This window comes from Streptomyces sp. S465 (assembly GCF_026898115.1).
Taxonomy (GTDB): Bacteria; Actinomycetota; Actinomycetes; order Streptomycetales; family Streptomycetaceae; genus Streptomyces; species Streptomyces luomodiensis.
Genome location: NZ_CP114036.1, coordinates 7,634,279 through 7,650,828, shown reverse-complemented (window position 1 = coordinate 7,650,828; position 16,550 = coordinate 7,634,279). Strand labels below are relative to the sequence as shown.

At 73.7% G+C, this 16,550-nt stretch carries 15 protein-coding genes; 5 read left to right on the top strand and 10 right to left on the bottom strand.

Annotated elements, in window-relative coordinates; all coding sequences use genetic code 11:
- Nucleotides 1–42 precede the first annotated feature (42 nt).
- Nucleotides 43–708 (bottom strand): translation initiation factor IF-3, encoded by a 666-nt coding sequence (infC, locus tag N6H00_RS32395; protein WP_137981027.1) that lies wholly within the window; start codon nt 706–708, stop codon nt 43–45.
- A 345-nt stretch (nt 709–1,053) separates the two neighbouring features.
- Here infC and N6H00_RS32390 point away from each other — a divergent pair, with 345 nt between their 5' ends.
- Nucleotides 1,054–1,419 carry a DUF1844 domain-containing protein gene (locus tag N6H00_RS32390; RefSeq protein WP_268975382.1) on the top strand — a complete coding sequence of 122 codons (366 nt, stop codon included), beginning with the start codon at nt 1,054–1,056 and terminating at the stop codon, nt 1,417–1,419.
- Between the two features lie 154 nt (nt 1,420–1,573).
- Here the strand turns inward: N6H00_RS32390 and N6H00_RS32385 are convergent, their stop codons facing one another.
- The 4 genes from N6H00_RS32385 to N6H00_RS32370 all read right to left on the bottom strand — a co-directional run bounded on the left by N6H00_RS32385 (nt 1,574) and on the right by N6H00_RS32370 (nt 5,549).
- Entirely contained in the window at nt 1,574–2,380 is an 807-nt protein-coding gene (locus N6H00_RS32385) for an aquaporin (RefSeq protein ID WP_268975381.1), read from the bottom strand.
- Between the two features lie 124 nt (nt 2,381–2,504).
- Nucleotides 2,505–3,287 (bottom strand): SseB family protein, encoded by a 783-nt coding sequence (locus N6H00_RS32380; protein WP_268975380.1) that lies wholly within the window; start codon nt 3,285–3,287, stop codon nt 2,505–2,507.
- A gap of 211 nt (nt 3,288–3,498) precedes the next feature.
- Nucleotides 3,499–4,725 carry a type VII secretion-associated serine protease mycosin gene (gene mycP / locus N6H00_RS32375; protein WP_268975379.1) on the bottom strand — a complete coding sequence of 409 codons (1,227 nt, stop codon included), beginning with the start codon at nt 4,723–4,725 and terminating at the stop codon, nt 3,499–3,501.
- Complete coding sequence (locus N6H00_RS32370) at nt 4,722–5,549, bottom strand: hypothetical protein (protein WP_268975378.1); 828 nt, start codon at nt 5,547–5,549, stop codon at nt 4,722–4,724. The genes mycP and N6H00_RS32370 overlap by 4 nt, the downstream gene beginning before the upstream one ends.
- A gap of 426 nt (nt 5,550–5,975) precedes the next feature.
- Here N6H00_RS32370 and N6H00_RS32365 point away from each other — a divergent pair, with 426 nt between their 5' ends.
- Entirely contained in the window at nt 5,976–7,172 is a 1,197-nt protein-coding gene (locus N6H00_RS32365) for an amino acid deaminase/aldolase (protein WP_268975377.1), read from the top strand.
- 103 nt (nt 7,173–7,275) lie between these two features.
- Here N6H00_RS32365 and N6H00_RS32360 read toward each other — a convergent pair whose 3' ends face one another.
- From N6H00_RS32360 to N6H00_RS32345, 4 genes are all read right to left on the bottom strand, one after another.
- Entirely contained in the window at nt 7,276–8,226 is a 951-nt protein-coding gene (locus N6H00_RS32360) for a DUF2510 domain-containing protein (protein ID WP_268977202.1), read from the bottom strand.
- A 68-nt stretch (nt 8,227–8,294) separates the two neighbouring features.
- Nucleotides 8,295–9,086, bottom strand: a complete 792-nt coding sequence (locus tag N6H00_RS32355) for a 3-oxoacyl-ACP reductase (RefSeq protein ID WP_268975376.1) — start codon at nt 9,084–9,086, stop codon at nt 8,295–8,297.
- Entirely contained in the window at nt 9,083–10,480 is a 1,398-nt protein-coding gene (locus N6H00_RS32350; RefSeq protein ID WP_268975375.1) for an aldehyde dehydrogenase family protein, read from the bottom strand. Before N6H00_RS32350 ends, N6H00_RS32355 begins: the two co-directional genes overlap by 4 nt.
- An 11-nt stretch (nt 10,481–10,491) precedes the next feature.
- On the bottom strand, nt 10,492–11,859 hold the full coding sequence (locus N6H00_RS32345; protein WP_268975374.1) for a glutamine synthetase family protein: 1,368 nt from the start codon (nt 11,857–11,859) through the stop codon (nt 10,492–10,494).
- Nucleotides 11,860–11,957: 98 nt separating this feature from the next.
- Here N6H00_RS32345 and N6H00_RS32340 point away from each other — a divergent pair, with 98 nt between their 5' ends.
- From N6H00_RS32340 to N6H00_RS32330, 3 genes are all read left to right on the top strand, one after another.
- Complete coding sequence (locus N6H00_RS32340; protein ID WP_268975373.1) at nt 11,958–12,743, top strand: FadR/GntR family transcriptional regulator; 786 nt, start codon at nt 11,958–11,960, stop codon at nt 12,741–12,743.
- A 500-nt stretch (nt 12,744–13,243) separates the two neighbouring features.
- Complete coding sequence (gene eat / locus N6H00_RS32335) at nt 13,244–14,740, top strand: ethanolamine permease (protein WP_268975372.1); 1,497 nt, start codon at nt 13,244–13,246, stop codon at nt 14,738–14,740.
- Nucleotides 14,741–14,753: 13 nt separating this feature from the next.
- Nucleotides 14,754–15,443 (top strand): gamma-glutamyl-gamma-aminobutyrate hydrolase family protein, encoded by a 690-nt coding sequence (locus tag N6H00_RS32330; RefSeq protein ID WP_268975371.1) that lies wholly within the window; start codon nt 14,754–14,756, stop codon nt 15,441–15,443.
- A gap of 72 nt (nt 15,444–15,515) precedes the next feature.
- On the opposite strand, the gene N6H00_RS32325 is transcribed toward N6H00_RS32330, so the two are convergent.
- A complete protein-coding gene (locus tag N6H00_RS32325; RefSeq protein ID WP_268975370.1) occupies nt 15,516–16,394 on the bottom strand; it encodes a chitosanase in 879 nt (292 codons plus the stop codon).
- Nucleotides 16,395–16,550: the final 156 nt, after the last annotated feature.

Here is a 16,550-nt window from a genome sequence, read left to right as displayed (position 1 = left end):
TACGGCTCCGGTGTGTGCGGTCCAGGCCGGGGGCCTGACCGATCACGCCTCGGCGGGCTCCTCAGCGGGACTGCCGCCCTGCTGGCGCTCCGCCTTTCGGGCGGCCTGCGCCTCACGGGCTTCGGCCATCGCCTCGGTCTTCTTCTTGTGCGGACCGAGAACCATGATCATGTTTCGGCCGTCCTGCTTGGGGTTGGACTCGACGAAGCCCAGCTCCTGGACGTCCTCAGCGAGCCGCTGCAACAGCCGGTAGCCGAGCTCGGGCCGGGACTGCTCACGGCCACGGAACATGATCGTGATCTTGACCTTGTCGCCCTGCTTGAGGAACCGGACGACGTGACCCTTCTTGGTGTCATAGTCGTGCGGGTCGATCTTCGGCCGGAGCTTCATCTCCTTGATGACCGTGTGCGCCTGGTTCTTGCGCGCCTCACGGGCCTTCATGGCCGACTCGTACTTGAACTTTCCGTAGTCCATGAGCTTGCAGACCGGCGGACGGGCGTTCGCCGCCACCTCGACGAGGTCGAGGTCGTACTCCTGCGCAAGCTCCAGGGCCTTGGCAAGCGGCACGATGCCGACCTGCTCGCCACTGGGACCGACGAGTCGCACCTCGGGGACGCGAATCCGGTCGTTGATGCGGGGCTCGGCGCTGATGGATCCTCCTCGGTTGCACCACGCGACCGCCTGGCGGACTGCCGCGTAAGTCTGTATCGGTTGAGACCACCGCGCCGTGGCGCACAAAACGCCCCGGACGGTACACAGGCGGGGCTCCTCACTGACCGGGAGCACCGCCGCGATATCACCGCGGGGCGCAGCCTGACCGATGACCTGCCGACCCTGGGGACCGGAAGGTGGGAGTGCGGAGCCTCCACTTGTGGGCCGGACACTCAGGTGACCGGCCGGTCGTTTATCTACGATACCAGCACCCGCACAGGATGCTCATCCGCGGCGTCAACGGCGTCTGCCCCGCCCCGTTCCCCCGACCGGTACGAACGCCCGCCGGGCGGCCGCCTAGGCTGGGGCGCACCATCCATCAGGAAGTGAGCCCCGACCACCATGAGCGACGCCAACGCCGGGCAGCCACCGGCCCCCGACTTCGACCGTATGACCCGGGACATCGCGGATGTGCCCGCGGTCGAGGTGATCACCACGGTCGCGGTGCACCTGATGAGCGCCGCCGCGGTCAACCTGGGCCTGGCCGAGGAAGGCCCCGAGCACAAGGACCTGGACGAGGCGCGGAAGCTGATCAACGCGCTGGCGGGGCTGGTCACGGCGAGCGCCACGGAGATCAGCTCCTTCCACGCCGGCCCGCTGCGGGACGGGCTGAAGTCCCTCCAGCTCGCCTTCCGTGAGGCGTCGGTGGTGCCGGACGAGCCGGGGAAGGGGCCCGGCGAGAAGTACACGGGCCCGGTCTTCGGCTGACCCGGGTCGGTCTTCGGCTGACCCGGGCCGGGCCCCCTCGCGGGCTCGGTGCCACGTGAGCCCCTCGGGGCCCTCGGGGCCTGGTTCCGGGAGCTTTCGGGGCCGGGCGCTGGGGCGTTTCGGGCCGGGCCCCCGGAGCGGCTCCGGCTCGGGCTCAGGCCGCCTCCGGGCCCTTGGTTTCCGGGCCGCCCGCCTCGGGGCGGTGGCCACCGCGCAGCCGTCCCCACGGTCCGGCCGCCGGGGGCGGGTGCGGCGCCCCCTCCGGCTCGGCCTGTCCCGCCGCCGGGCGCAGATGGGTGAACCGGTGCACCACGGCGGCCAGCACCCCGCCGACCAGCGGGGCGACGATGAACAGCCACAGCTGGCCCAGCGCGTCGCCGCCCGCGAAGATCGCGGGGCCGAAGCTGCGCGCCGGGTTGACCGAGGCCCAGGTCAGCGGGATGCCGATCAGGTTGGCCGCGGCGTAGGCGAGGCCCACCGGGACCGGTTCGACGCCGGCCTGCATCACCGAGCCGGTCACCGCGAGGAAGACGAAGACCAGCAGGAAGGTGAGCAGCACCTCGGCCAGGAAGGCCCCGCCCGCGCCCAGGCCCACCGGCGAGCGGCCGCCGTAGCCGTTGCTGCCGAACGCGCCGGCTGTCTGTAGCCGGGGCACCTGCTTGGCGAGCAGGAACAGCACCGCCGCGCCCACGATCGCGCCCACGAACTGCGCGATCCAGTACTCGACCGCCGTACGGATGTCGATGCGCTTGGCCAGCAGCACCCCGAGGGTCACCGCCGGGTTGATGTGGCAGCCCGAGACGCGTCCGAACGCGTAGGCGATCGCGATCAGCGTGAAGCCGAAGGCGAGCGAGATCCCGAGGGCGTTGATGTAGTCGCCCGCCAGGACCAGGGAACCGACTCCGAAGAGGACCAGCATCGCGGTCCCTATGCACTCCGCTACGACCGTTCTCGTCTCCATGGCGCTCTCCTCACGCAGATTCCGACCGCCAGTCGCCTAAGCATTGTGGGGGGAACCGGGACGATTCGCCTGTTGGTCCGAACGGAGGATGCGGAGAAGCGGGCCGGAGCGGCGGGCCCGCCGCTCAGCGGCTGAAGAGCGGTTCGCCGGGGATCCTCGCGTCCGGTGGCAGCAGCGCCAGGGTCAGCCCGCGCACCAGCCGCGCCCGCAGCACCTCGTCGGCGGCCAGGGCGCCCGCCACCCGGTGCGCCGTCTCCCGCGCCGGCGCGGTGGGGGCCAGGGCGAGCGCGAGCATCCCGTCGGCGTCCGCCGCCGGGGCCAGATGGGCCCGGACCACCTCCGGCTCGGCGGCCAGCACGGTGCGCACCGCCTCGGTGACGGCCGGGTCGGCGAGCGGATCGGCGCTGGTCCGTCCCTCGGCGAGGGCCAGCAGCGCGGGACCGGTCAGCTGGTACGGCACCGGGCCCGCGAGGTCCAGGACCAGGGTGTCCGCCTTCTCATGGGCGGCGGCCTCCAGCGCCTGGCGCAGCGGTACGGCCACCGGCCGGGCGTCCGGGCGCCAGCGGGCCAGCGTCTCGAGCGAGGTGAAGGCGGGCAGGGCGCGCCGGCCGCCGGGGGCCTCCAGCGTGGGCACCGCCATATCGCTGGTCTTGTCGCGCCGCAGCCCGCCCGCCCGTCGCCCGCCACCACCCTCAACAGACGCTTCGCGCGGCTTGGATTCCACCACCTCCGCTTCCCCGAGCATCGCGACCACCGGGACGAGGAGACGGGCCTCGGTGAGCGCGGCGAGCACCTCCGGTTCGGCGGAGCGGTCATCGGCCCAGGCGGCGAGCGCCGCGGTAAGGCGGGGATCGGCGGAGCCGTCGTCGCCGGAGAAGCCTGGGTCGGGAATGTTCTTGAGCGCCACGCCATGAGGGTATCGAGGGCGGTGCGCCCCGGACGCGGCGGGCGGGGCGACCACGATGCGGCGACCGCGCTGTGGCGACCGCGCTGTGGTCGCCGCCGCGACGCACCAGCGGCCGGTTCGGACTGACCGTGATCCGCACCGGGGCCTCCCGGCCACGGCCGCCACCACGGCAGCGGCGAACGCGTCCGGCACACCGCCGACCCCGTCCGGCTCAGCGCGTACGGTTTGGCGGGAGCAGGGCGCGCAGGCTCGGGGGCAGGCGCAGGGGGCCCGAGCCGCGCCACAGGGCGACCGCGGCGATGACCAGGGCGGCGCCGGCGAGTCCGGCGAGGAGCGCCATCCGGTTGGGGCCGGACTCCTCGTGCGCGCTCTGCTCGTGGTCCGGGCCCTCGCCGAAGAAGCGTGGGGCGGAGCCGGCCACGGCGGGGGTCTGGGTCTGCGGCTCCACCTTGCCGCCCTCCGCGATCGCCGCCGCCGGGTCCACCAGGCCCGCGCCGAGATCATCGCTGCGGCCGCCCTCCGGGACGTCCTGGGCGGTCTTGGTGAGGAGCTGCCGGATCTGGCGGGGGCTGAGTTCGGGGTGGGCGGCGCGGACGAGGGCGACGGAGCCGGAGACGAAGGCGGCGGCCGCGCTGGTCCCCCAGCCCTCGTAGTAGCGCTTGTCGGGGTCGGCGATGACCACGTCGACGCCGGGTGCGCAGACGGTGGCGTACCAGCGGCGGGTGGAGAAGGCGGCGCGGGCGCCGTAGCGGTCCACGGCGGTCACGGCGATCACACCGGGGTAGGCGGCCGGGTAGGAGACCCGGTCGCCCTTCTCGCCGCCGTTGCCCGCGGAGGCGACCACGACCACGCCCTTGCGCAGCGCGTACTGGACGGCGGCGTCCTCGGCGGCCTCGGGGTGGGCGGAGGCGCTGTCGTCGCCGAGCGAGAGGTTGATGACGTCGGCGCCGTGGTCGGCCGCCCAGCGGATACCGGTGGCGAGCGCGCCGCCGCGGCTGGAACGGGCCTTCTTACGGTCGGGGTCGGTGTCCTCGAGGATCACCCGCACCGGCAGGATCCGCGCCTCGGGCGCGACGCCCAGCACGCCCTCGTCGCCGGACGCGCCATGGCCGTGCCCGGCGATGATCCCGGCCATGGCGGTGCCGTGGCGGGCCCAGGCCCGCTCGCCGCGCCGGGCGCCGAAGCCGATCAGGTCCTTGCCGGTCCGCACCTGGCCCTTGAGGTCGGGGTGGCGGTCGTCGACACCGGTGTCCAGGACGGCGACGGTGATCCCGGAGCCCTTGGTCGTCTGCCATGCCGCGCGGACGTGGAGGGCGTCCAGCGCCCACTCCTGAGCCTGTATGCCGTCGGCGTCGGCGGGCGCGGCGGGCACCAGGGTCAGCCCGGCGGCGGCGAGGGCCACGGCGAGGCGCCGCCCGATCCCGGCGGTCCGGGTCATGACGTGGTCTCCGTGCTCGTGGACAGGGCGTGCCGGAATCCGGTCTCGATCGCGTCGGCGATGCCGCGGGCGTCGTTGCCGAGGCCCGACTGGGCGGGGGCCGAGGTGGCGCCCCGCTGGGTCGCCTCGCCCGCCGACTGCGGGTCGGTGACCTTACGGCCGTCGGCGAACCCGCTGACGGCGTAGACGACGGCGGGGGCGTCGGTGAGGACGCGGATGCGCCAGCTGGCGCGCTGGTCGTCGCCGAAGCCGGCCGCCGCGGTGCCCTTGGCGGCGTAGGTGCGGGGCATCAGGTCGGTGCGCTCGTCGAGTTTCTCGGTCACGAAGCGCTGGTGCAGCGCCCGCATCCCGGCGGGGCCCGAGGTGGTGATCAGCACCCCGACGGTGGTGACGCTGGTGCTGGTGGCGTCGGTGTACGTGGCGCGCACCAGCCGCTCGCAGCCCACCGGGGCCAGCGCCTTGCCGAGCAGCGGGTCGAATCCGCCGCCGCAGCTGCTGTCCGGGGCGACCGCTATCCGGGTCCAGACGCGGTCGGCGCCGCCGGGGCCCGCGCCCTTGCCGCGCAGGGTGCGCGGGAAGAGGTCGGCCACGGGGACGCTGTGCCAGGCGGAGCGGGCGTGGGCGTAGGTGTCGGCGGTGGACGGCGGGGCATCGGGGTCGTCGCCCAGCCAGCTGCCGGCCGCCGCCCCGCCGAGCAGCCCGAGGCCGAGGACGAGACATGCGGCGGCGGCCGCCGTACGGCTGGGCGCACGGCGCCGGCCGCCCGGCCCGCCGGCCGCGGGGGGCCCGGTGGGGTGCGGCGGTGCGAGGGGGCGCGGTGGCACTCGGGTGCCGGAGGTCTTGGCGCTGCCCCTGGGGAGGGGGACCTTGGCCCGTACGCCGAGGATGGGGGTGTCCGGGTCCGGGGTGAACCCGGGTGGCGCAGTGGGGCGTGGCGGGGGCGCGGAGGGTCGCGCGGGCGCCGTGCGAGGAGGATGTGCGGGGCGTGGTGGGGGCGTGCTGTGAGGTGAGTGCGCTTGTTCCGCGTCGGTGCTCACCGGCACCCCCTCGCACCCGTCGACACCTGGTTCACCTGGCTCCGTCCGGTTCGCCGCGCCGCCGACCCGCCTTTCGGGCAGGCGGGCTCCTATACGGACAACACGCCGCTGACCTGCCGGTCGTGGCGTGCGCGACACTCTACGGGCAGCCGGGGGCGCTGCGCACCGGCCGCCCTCTACCAAGTGGTAACAGCGGTCTGGCAAGCTTCGTCCATGCCCCCTGCCGCCGCTGACCGGGCCCGGTACGACCGGGCCACCTCCCATCTCGAAGCGCCCATGGCGATTGTCGACCTGGAAGCCTTCGATGACAACGCACGGGATCTGGTCCGCCGGGCGCAGGGCAAGCCGATCCGCGTCGCCAGCAAATCGGTGCGCTGCCGGGCGCTGTTGGAACGGGTGCTGGCACGGGACGGCTTCGCGGGGATCATGAGCTTCACGCTCCCGGAGTCGCTGTGGCTGGCGCGCGAGGGGTTCGACGATGTGCTGCTCGCCTATCCCTCCACCGACCGGGGCGGGTACGCCACCCTGACCAACGACCCCAAGCTGGCCGCCGCCGTGACGGTCATGGTGGACGACCTCGCCCAGCTCGATCTGATCGACAGCGTTCGCGCCGGGACCGAAGAGGTCCGGGTCTGTCTGGAATTGGACACGTCCTTGCGGATGCTCGGCGGGCGGGTGCGGGTCGGAGCGCTGCGCTCACCGCTGCGCGCACCGGAGCAACTGGCCGCGCTGGCGCGGGCGATCGACCGCCGCCCCGGCTTCCGGCTGGTCGGGCTGATGGCGTACGAGGGTCATGTGGCGGGCGTGGGCGACGCGGTGGCGGGGCGCCCGCTGCGGTCGCGCGCCGTCCGGCTGATGCAGTCCGTGGCGCGCCGGGAGCTCGCGGCACGCCGGGCCGCGGCCGTACGGGCGGTGCGGGCCGTGGCGGACCTGGAGTTCGTCAACGGCGGCGGCACGGGCAGTGTGCAGCACACCGCCGCGGAGGACGCGGTGACGGAGATCGCCGCCGGGTCCGGGCTCTACCAGCCGCGCCTCTTCGACGACTACACCTCCTTCCGCGGCCGCCCGGCCGCCCTGTTCGCCCAGCCGGTGGTGCGCCGGCCGGGGGTGGGCGTGGTGACGGTGCTCGGCGGCGGCTATCCGGCATCGGGCGCGGCGGGCCGGGACCGGCTGCCGGTGCCGTACCTGCCCGAGGGGCTCTCGTACGACTCGATGGAGGGGCCGGGCGAGGTGCAGACCCCGCTGTTGGGCACGGCCGCCGACGATCTGCTGATCGGCGACAAGGTGTGGTTCCGGCATGCCAAGGCCGGTGAGCTGTGCGAGCGGTTCGACACGCTGCGGCTGATCGAGGGGGACCGGGTGGTGGCGAGCGTGCCGACGTACCGGGGCGAGGGCAAGACCTTCCTCTGACCGGCAGCACCGGCTGGCCGAGTGACCGACCGGCTGACCGGCGCGTTCGGCAGACCGGCCGGCCGACACGTTCCTCTGAAATACGGCGCTTCGCGTACCCCGCCTAGACGGACTGGCCGTCGCCCGCCAGCGCCTCGATGCCCTTGACGATCTTGTCCATGTCGCTGAGCGGCGGCGCCTCGTCGCTCGCGTCGAAGCCGAAGCGCACCACGACCATCGTGTCCGGCACGGTGGGCGAGGGGAAGGCGACCGACTGGACGATGCCGTCGTCGCCCTTCTTCGTCACCACCTTCCAGCGGACCAGGTAGCCCTTCTGGCCCGCGACGTCGACCGCCGACTCCTTGAGCTGCTTGTGGGAGGTGATCCCGCCGTACGCCTTGCGGTCGGTGTCCTCGTCCTGGCCGTAGGACTCCTCCGCGTTCTGCGCGATGTCCTCCTCGGCTATGCCCTTGGCGGAGGTGGCCTGGTAGCCCGTGGCGGTGCGGGAGAAGGCACCGCCGCGCACGCAGTCGGTGGACGGGTCGCCGGGGCAGGGGTAGCGGGAGGTGGTGACGCCCGCGCCACCGGAACTGCTGCGCCCCGCCTGCCAGCCGTCGAGCACCGGCAGGCTGATGCCGTTGACGGGGTCCGGGGCGATGTCCGGGTCGTAGCTGGGCGCCGCGCTGGGGGCGTCGGTGGGCCCGTCCGAGGGGCTGTCCGGGGACGGGACGCCCGGGTCCGGGCCGCCGCCGTCCTGCGGGGCGGAGCTGCTGGAGGCGGACCCGGCCTGGGCGCTCCCGCCGTCGCCGTCGTCGCCCAGCAGCACGATGCCGCCGACGATCGCGGCGACGACGACCCCGACCGCGACGGCGAGCGCCGCGATCTTCGGACCGCGGCCCCGGCCCCCCTGCCGCCCTGGCGGGTAGGGGGGCGGCGGCGGGCCGAAGGCCGGGTCCGCGGCGCCGGAGGCGTCACGGGTGTACTCGGTCCAGGCGGCGCCGTCCCACCACCGTTCCGTGGCGGGGCCACTGCCTGCGTAGCCGGGATCGGGGTACCAGCCGGGGGGCGTGTTCATGGTCACTCGGTCAGCCTATGGCCATGGCTCGGCTCCGTACACCGCGGCGACCGGACCGCGCGCCCGGACTACAGCGGGGTGACGTACGCCCCGGCGATCCCGCCATCCACGAGGAACTCGGCGGCGTTGACGAACGACGCGTCGTCGCTGGCCAGGAAGGCCACGGCGGCGGCGATCTCGGCCGGCTCGGCGAACCGGCCCACCGGCACGTGGACCAGCCGGCGCTGGGCCCGCTCCGGGTCCTTGGCGAACAGCTCCTTCAGCAGCGGAGTGTTGACCGGCCCCGGGCACAGCGCGTTGACCCGGATGCCCTCGCGGGCGAACTGCACGCCCAGTTCGCGCGACATGGCCAGCACCCCGCCCTTGGAGGCGGTGTAGCTGATCTGCGAGGTGGCGGCGCCCATCACGGCCACGAAGGAGGCGGTGTTGATGATGGAGCCCCTGCCCTGCCGCCGCATGTACGGCAGCGCGGCCTTGCAGCACAGGTAGACGGAGGTGAGGTTGACGTCCTGGACCCGCTTCCAGGCGTCGAGTCCGGTGGTGAGGATCGAGTCGTCGTCGGGCGGCGAGATCCCGGCGTTGTTGAAGGCGATGTCCACCGAACCGTAGGTGTCGAAGGCGGTCTTGAAGAGCGCCTCGACCTGCTCGGGATCGGTGACGTCCACCTGGACGAAGAGCCCGCCGACCGCGTCGGCCGCGGCCTTGCCGGCGCTCGCGTCGATATCGGCGCAGACGACCTGCGCGCCCTCGGAGGCGAGGCGGTGCGCGGTGGCCAGGCCGATGCCGCTGCCCGCTCCGGTGACGACGGCGGTACGGCCCACCAGTCGGCGGCACACGGGGGTCTCGGTCACGTCAGTCACTCCTCGGTGCTGATGAAGACGTTCTTGGTCTCGGTGAAGGCGGTAAGGGCGTCGGGGCCCAGCTCCCGGCCCAGGCCGGACTGCTTGTAGCCGCCGAAGGGGGTGGCGTACCGCACGCTGCTGTGCGAGTTCACGGACAGGTTCCCGGCGGCGACGGCGCGCGAGACCCGGACGGCGCGGCCCACGTCGCGGGTCCAGATCGAGCCGGACAGGCCGTAGTCGGTGGCGTTGGCCAGCCGCACGGCATCGGCCTCGTCCTCGAAGGGGAGGACGACGGCGACGGGACCGAAGATCTCCTCCACGGCGGCGCGGTCCGCGGGGCCGGTGGCCTCCAGCACGGTGGCCGGGTACCAGAACCCCTTGCCCTTCGGGGCCTCGCCGCGGATCGCGGCGGGCGCGTCCTCGGGGACGTAGGACCGTACCCGCTCCCGCTGGGCGGCGGAGATCAGCGGGCCCATGGCGGTGGCGGGGTCGGCCGGATCGCCGACCGCGAAGGAGGTCACGGCGGGCGCCAGCAGCTCCAAGAACCGGTCGTAGACGCTCCGTTGCACCAGGATGCGGCTGCGGGCGCAGCAGTCCTGGCCGGTGTTGTCCAGGAAGGAGCCGGGTGCCGAGGCCGCGGCCCGCTCGATGTCCGCGTCGGCGAAGACGATGTTCGGGCTCTTGCCGCCGAGTTCGAGGGTCACCCGCTTCACGCCCGCCGCGCACCTGGCCATGATCTCCTTGCCGACGGCCGTGGAGCCGGTGAAGACGACCTTGGCGACGCCGGGGTGCTCGACCAGTGCGGCGCCCGCGACCGGCCCGGCTCCGGGCAGCACCTGGAAGAGCCCCTCGGGAAGGCCCGCCTCCAGGGCGAGTTCGGCCAGCCGGAGCGCGGTGAGCGGGGTGGTCTCGGCGGGTTTGAGGACCACCGCGTTCCCGGCGGCCAGGGCGGGGGCGGTGCCCCAGGCGGCGATCGGCATGGGGAAGTTCCACGGGGCGATCACCGCGACCACGCCGAGCGGCTCATGGAAGGTGACGTTCAGACCGCCGGCCACCGGGATCTGGGCGCCGCTCAGCCGCTCCGCTCCGCCGGCCGCGTAGTCCAGCAGATCGCGCACATTGCCCGCCTCCCAGCGGGCGTTGCCGATCGGATGGCCCGCCTCGCGGACTTCGAGGACGGCCAGTTCCTCGAGGTGGTCGTCCACGACGGCGGCGAAGCGGCGCAGCAGCCGGGCGCGGTCGGCGGGGGCGAGGGCGGCCCAGCCGCGCTGTGCCCCGGTGGCGCGGGCGACGGCGGCGGCCACATCGCCCGGGGTGGCGGCGGGGACGGTGGCGATGACCTCCTCGGTGGCCGGGTTGAGGACCCGGTGCTCGTGGGGGTGGCCGGCGGGGTGCGGGTGCTCGTTGCTCACCTGGTGGTTCCTCACATGCGCTCGAAGGACCGGAAGCGCTCCCAGTCCGTGACGGCGGTGTCGTACGCGTCCTGCTCGACGCGGGCCATGTTGAGGTAGTGCTCGACCACCTCGTCGCCGAAGGCGGCCCGCGCTATGGGGCTGTTCCGCCACAGCTCGGCGGCGTCCCGCAGCGAGGCCGGGACGTGTGCGGCGGCGCCGTTGTAGGCGTTGCCGGTACAGACCTCGGGGAGCTCCAGCTCCCGCTCGACGCCGTACAGCCCGGCGGCCACCATCCCGGCCACAGCCAGGTACGGGTTGACATCGCCACCGGGCAGCCGGTTCTCCAGCCGGTGGGAGGGGCCGTGGCCGATGACGCGCAGTGCGCAGGTGCGGTTGTCCGGGCCCCAGGCGACGGCGGTGGGGGCGAAGGAGCCGGGGCGGAACCGCTTGTAGGAGTTGATGTTCGGGGCGTAGAGCAGCGTGAAGTCGCGCATCGCCGCGAGCTGTCCGGCCAGGAAGTGGCGCATGGTCCGCGACATGCCGTACGGGCCGTCGTCGTCGGCGAGCACGGGGCGCCCGGCCTCGTCGCGCAGCGAGAGGTGGATATGGCAGGAGTTGCCCTCGCGCTCGTCGTACTTGGCCATGAAGGTGAGCGCCATGCCCTCCTGGGCGGCGATCTCCTTGGCGCCGGTCTTGTAGACGGCGTGCTGGTCGCAGGTGGTCAGGGCGTCGGCGTACCGGAAGGCGATCTCGTGCTGGCCGAGGTTGCACTCCCCCTTGGCCGACTCGACGGTCATCCCGGCGGCGCCCATCTCGTTGCGGATGCGGCGCAGCAGGGGTTCGACCCGGCCGGTGCCGAGGACGGAGTAGTCGACGTTGTACTGGTTGGCCGGGGTGAGCCCGCGGTAACCGGTGTTCCACGCCTGCTCGTAGCTGTCCTTGAAGACCATGAACTCCAGCTCGGTGCCGGTGTACGCGGTCCAGCCGCGCTCGGCGAGCCGGTCGAGCTGACGGCGCAGGATCTGGCGCGGGGAGGCGGCCACGGGGGTGCCGTCGTGCCAGGCGAGATCGGCGGTGAGGAGGGCGGTGCCGGGGTTCCAGGGGGTGCGGCGCAGGGTGGCGGTGTCGCCGTGCATGGCGAAGTCGCCGTAGCCGCGCTCCCAGGAGGACATGGCGTAGCCGTCGACGGTGTTCATCTCGGCGTCGACGGCGAGGAGGTAGTTGCAGCCCTCGGTGCCGTGCTCCAGGACGTCGTCGAGGAAGAACCGGGCGGCGAACCGCTTGCCCTGGAGCCTTCCCTGCATATCGGTGAAGGCCAGGACGACGGTGTCGATCTCCCCGGCGGCGACCAGTCTGGTCAGCTCGTCGACCGAGAGCGGGGGCGTGCGGTCTGCCACGGTGGGGCCTCCTGGCGTCGGAGCGGGGCTGGGGGCGCGGGGTGGCGTTTAAGGTAGTACCGCAGACCATTGGTTGGGAAGGAGGTGCGGACGGTTCGATGGACGGAAACGGGAACGGGGGCGGGAGCGAGCGCGGGAGCGGGGGCCGGAGCGGGGGCCGGAGCGGGGGCGGCGACCGGCTGGCGCCGGTGCTGCGCCCGGTGCGCGCCGGGAACGGCTTCGAGGAGGCGCTGGAGCAGATACTCCAGGTGCTGCGGCTGGGCCTGGTCCCCGACGGCGGCCGGCTCCCGGCCGAGCGGGAGCTGGCCGACCGGCTGCGAATCAGCCGGGTGACCCTGCGCGAGGTGCTGAAGGTGCTCCAGGACCAGGGGCTGGTGGAGAGCCGCCGCGGCCGCTACGGCGGCACCTTCGTCCGGGCCAGGCCCGAGCCCGCCCGGGGCGGCGGGGACGAACTGCGGCGCCGGGTCGCGGCTGTCGACGTCGAGGACACGCTGCGGTTCCGGGAGGTCCTGGAGGTGGGCGCGGCGGGGCTGTGCGCCGCGCACGGGCTCGACGCCGGGCAGGCGCGCCGGCTGCGGGCGGCCCTCGACGCGACGCGGGACGCCCCGCTCACCGACTACCGGCGCCTGGACACGATGCTCCACCTGACGCTCGCGGAGCTGGCGGGCTCGCCGTCGCTGGCCGCCCAGTACGCGGCCGTCCGCGCGACCGTCAACGACCTGCTGGACTGCATCCCGCTGCTGGTGAAGAACCTGGAGCACTCACAGGCCCAGCACTCGGCGCTGGTCGAGGCGGTGCTGGACCGGGACGCGGACGGGGCGCGCGAGGTGATGCGGGAGCACTGCGAGGGCACGGCGGCGCTACTGCGCGGCTTCCTGGTCTGACCCGCCCACCGGCTCCCTCGTCCGGCCTGGCCCAGCGGCTCCCTCGTCCGGCCCCGCCCAGCGGCTCCCTCGTCCGGCCCCGCCCAGCGGCTCCCTCGTCCGACCCGCCCAGCGGCTCCCTCGTCCGGCCCGCCCAGCGCCTCCTGAACCGGCCCCGCCCAGCAGCTCCCTGGTCCGGCCCCGCCTGTCTGCCCGCAGTCCGCCCGCCGTCTGCCCGCGATCCGCCCGCCGTCTGCCCGCGATCCGTCCGTCACTGTCCGGCCCCGCCTGTCCGCCCACGGTCCGCCCCGCCGTCCACCCACGGTCCGCCCGCCGTCCACCCACGGTCCGTCCGCCCTCCGTCCGCCCTCCGCCCGCCGCCCATTCCGCGGTCCGTCCCGCCGTCCACCCGTCACTCCGTAACGCCGGTTTTACGCGGAGGTCTTGCGCATCGCCGACCGGAAGACAAAGGTATGGCCCCACACCTTTGCCATCGCCCCCCGCGTCGAGCAGGAGCCCCCATGGCCGACGGAACCGAGTCCGCCCGCACCGAGTCCGCCCGCGCCTCCGCCGTCGGCGCACCACCGGGCGGCGCGCCGGCGCCGGCCCCCGGCGACGCGTATCTGGAGCGCCGTACCCTGCGGCGCGGCAGCGCGGGCCCGCTGCTGCTGACCGGCCTCGGCGTCGCCTATGTCGTCTCCGGCGACTACTCCGGCTGGAACTTCGGCCTGGCGGAGGGCGGCTTCGGCGGTCTGGCCATCGCCGCGCTGCTGATGGGCCTGATGTACGCCTGCATGGTGTTCGCCCTGGCCGAGCTGGCCGCGATCCTGCCCACGGCGGGCGGCGGCTACGGCTTCGCGCGGCGCGCCCTCGGCCCCTGGGGCGGCTTCCTCACCGGTACGGCGATCCTCATCGAGTACGTCCTGGCCCCCGCCGCCATCTCCATCTTCATCGGCGACTACGTCGAGTCGCTCGGGCTCTTCGGACTGGAGTCCGGCTGGCCGGTCTATCTGGCGTGTTTCGCCCTCTTCATCGGCATCCATCTGTGGGGCGTGGGCGAGGCCCTGCGGTTCAGCCTGGTCGTGACCGCCATCGCGGTCGCCGCGCTGCTGGTCTTCGCGATCGGCGCGTTCACCGACTTCGACGCGGGCTCGCTCGACGACATCGCGGTGGACCATTCGGCGTTCGGCGCCACCTCCTGGCTGCCGTTCGGGCTGCTCGGCATCTGGTCGGCGTTCCCCTTCGGCATGTGGTTCTTCCTGGGGGTGGAGGGGGTGCCGCTGGCGGCTGAGGAGACCCGGGACCCGGCCCGTACCCTGCCGAGGGCCATGGCCTGGTCCATGGGCATCCTGCTGTGCCTCGCCCTGCTCACCTTCCTCGCCGCGACCGGGGCGCGCGGCTCCGGTGCCCTCCAGGACGCGGGTAATCCGCTGGTCGAGGCGCTCCAGCCGGGCGGCAAGGCGACCGCGCTGTCCCGCGTCGTCAACTACGCGGGCCTCGCCGGGCTCGTGGCCTCCTTCTTCTCGCTGATCTTCGCCGGTTCGCGCCAGCTGTTCGCCCTTTCCCGGGCCGGCTATCTGCCCCGCTTCCTCTCCCTGACCAGCCGCCGCAAGGCCCCGTACCTGGGCCTGCTGGTCCCGGGTGCCATCGGCTTCACCCTCGCGGCCTGGTCCGGCGACGGCGCCCGGATGCTCAACGCCGCGGTCTTCGGCGCCACCATCTCGTACGCCCTGATGTCGCTCTCCCACATCGTCCTGCGCCGCCGCGAACCGGGCCTGGAGCGTCCCTACCGCACCCCCGGCGGCACGGTAACGTCGTCCCTCGCCTTCGTCCTGGCCTGTTCGGCGCTGGTGGCCACCTTCCTGGTGGACAAGGACGCGGCCTTCATCGCGCTGGGCGTCTACGCGGTGGCGCTGGCCTACTTCGCCTTCTACAGCCGCCACCGCCTGGTCGCGGCCGCGCCGGAGGAGGAGTTCGCGGCGCTGGCGGAGGCCGAGGCGGAACTGTCCCGCGACTGAGATTGGACCGACCGTGCCCCCTCTGATCGGCCTCAGCACCTACCTCGAACCCTCGGCGAGCTGGGGCGTCTGGAACCTCCCCGCCGCGCTGCTGCCCTCGGGCTACCACCGCCTCGTCCAGCGCGCGGGCGGCCTGGCGGCGATGCTGCCACCGGACGGCGCGGACGGCTCGGCCGCCGCCGTCGTCGCCCGTCTGGACGGGCTGGTCGTCTCCGGCGGCCCGGACGTGGAACCCGTACGGTACGGGGCCGCCGCCGACCCGCGCACGGGGCCGCCGGCTCGGGAGCGCGACGCCTGGGAACTGGCCCTGATCGACGCGGCCCTGTCGGCCGGCGTCCCCCTGCTGGGCATCTGCCGCGGCCATCAGCTGCTGAACGTCTCCCTCGGCGGCACGCTCCTTCAGCACCTCGACGGCCACGCGGGGCCGCCCGGCGTCTTCGGCCACCACGAGGTCACACCGGTCCCGGGCACGCGCCTCGCCGAGATCCTCCCCGCCCCGGTGTCCGTCCCCACCTTCCACCACCAGTCCGTGGCCCACCTGGGCAAGGGCCTGATCCCGGCGGCCCATGCCACGGGCGACGGAACGGTGGAGGCGGTGGAACTGCCGGACGCGGAGGCGTTCACGCTGGGCGTGCAGTGGCACCCGGAGGCGGGCGACGACGTACGGATCATGCGGGCCCTGGTGGCGGCGGCGTCGGGCTGACCTCGAACCCGAGGCGCGCCGCCGGTGCGGGCCTCAGGAGTCCGGCTCCGGGGTCCGACTCTGGGGTCCGGCTCAGGAGTTGATTTCGTACGGGTCGCCGTAGACCTCCCACCGCAGCGGGGGCGTCAGGTCGAGGTTCCCCTCGTTGAGGAACTTCCGCTGCTCGGTGTCGACCCGGCTGGTGTCGCTGTGCGCCTCCTCGCTCTTCATGGCCTCCTTACGGGCGTCGAGGAAGGCGTGGAGGTACGTGGCCTCGTCGCCGCCCTGCGCCGGGGGCTTCGCCTGGGACAGGGCCGTCTTACGGATGCCGCCGAAGCTGTACCGGCTGTTCCCGGGGCCGTGCATCACGATCGCGTCGTAGTAGATGAACTGGCCGAGCGCGCCCAGTCCGTCGGCCTTGCCCTGTTCGACGGAGGGGTTGAAGTAGACGCGGTCGCGCTCGTGCTCCTGGGCGTCCTGGAACGCCTGGTCGGCGGCGGCCTTCCGCCAGTCCTCGGTGAAGCCGGGGTCGAGGCCGTCGTGGGAGTCGCCGCCGTTGACCTCGCGCAGCGCGGGGAGGTACTTGGCCAGGACGTTGTCGGGCCTCTGCCGGGTGTAGTACTCGACGAGCTCCAGCATGTCGCCGGTGCCGGAGCAGAATCCGATGATCCCCGCGGTGTAGCCACGGCCGTCGCCGATGTCCTCGATGTAGGAGAACTGTGCGCGCCAGTCGAGCGAGGAGTTCTCGGCGCTGGAGACCAGCTTCATGGCGATCTCCTTCTTCGCCGGGTCGTCCAGGCCGGTCGCCGCGACGGCCTGGTGCGCCGAGTGGTGGGGGCGCGCGTCCGCCGACGACGGCAGGTGGTCGGATGCCTGCCCGACGCCGACGCCGGTGAGGACGAGCGCGGCCGGTACCGTGATCGCCACCGCCGCGAGGCCGACCCTCCCGAACCTGGAGGACATGGGGGACATGGGGACTCCGTTCCTTGTCGACTGTGGGGGAAGTGCGCACGGCCGTCCGAGGGTGCGCCGGGGCCGCCCCCGGCACACTGGGGCCGCCCCGGACTCTCGGGCACGATCCGTTAGGAACCTTTCCTAACCATTGAAGCGAGCGCGTCGTGTCCACCA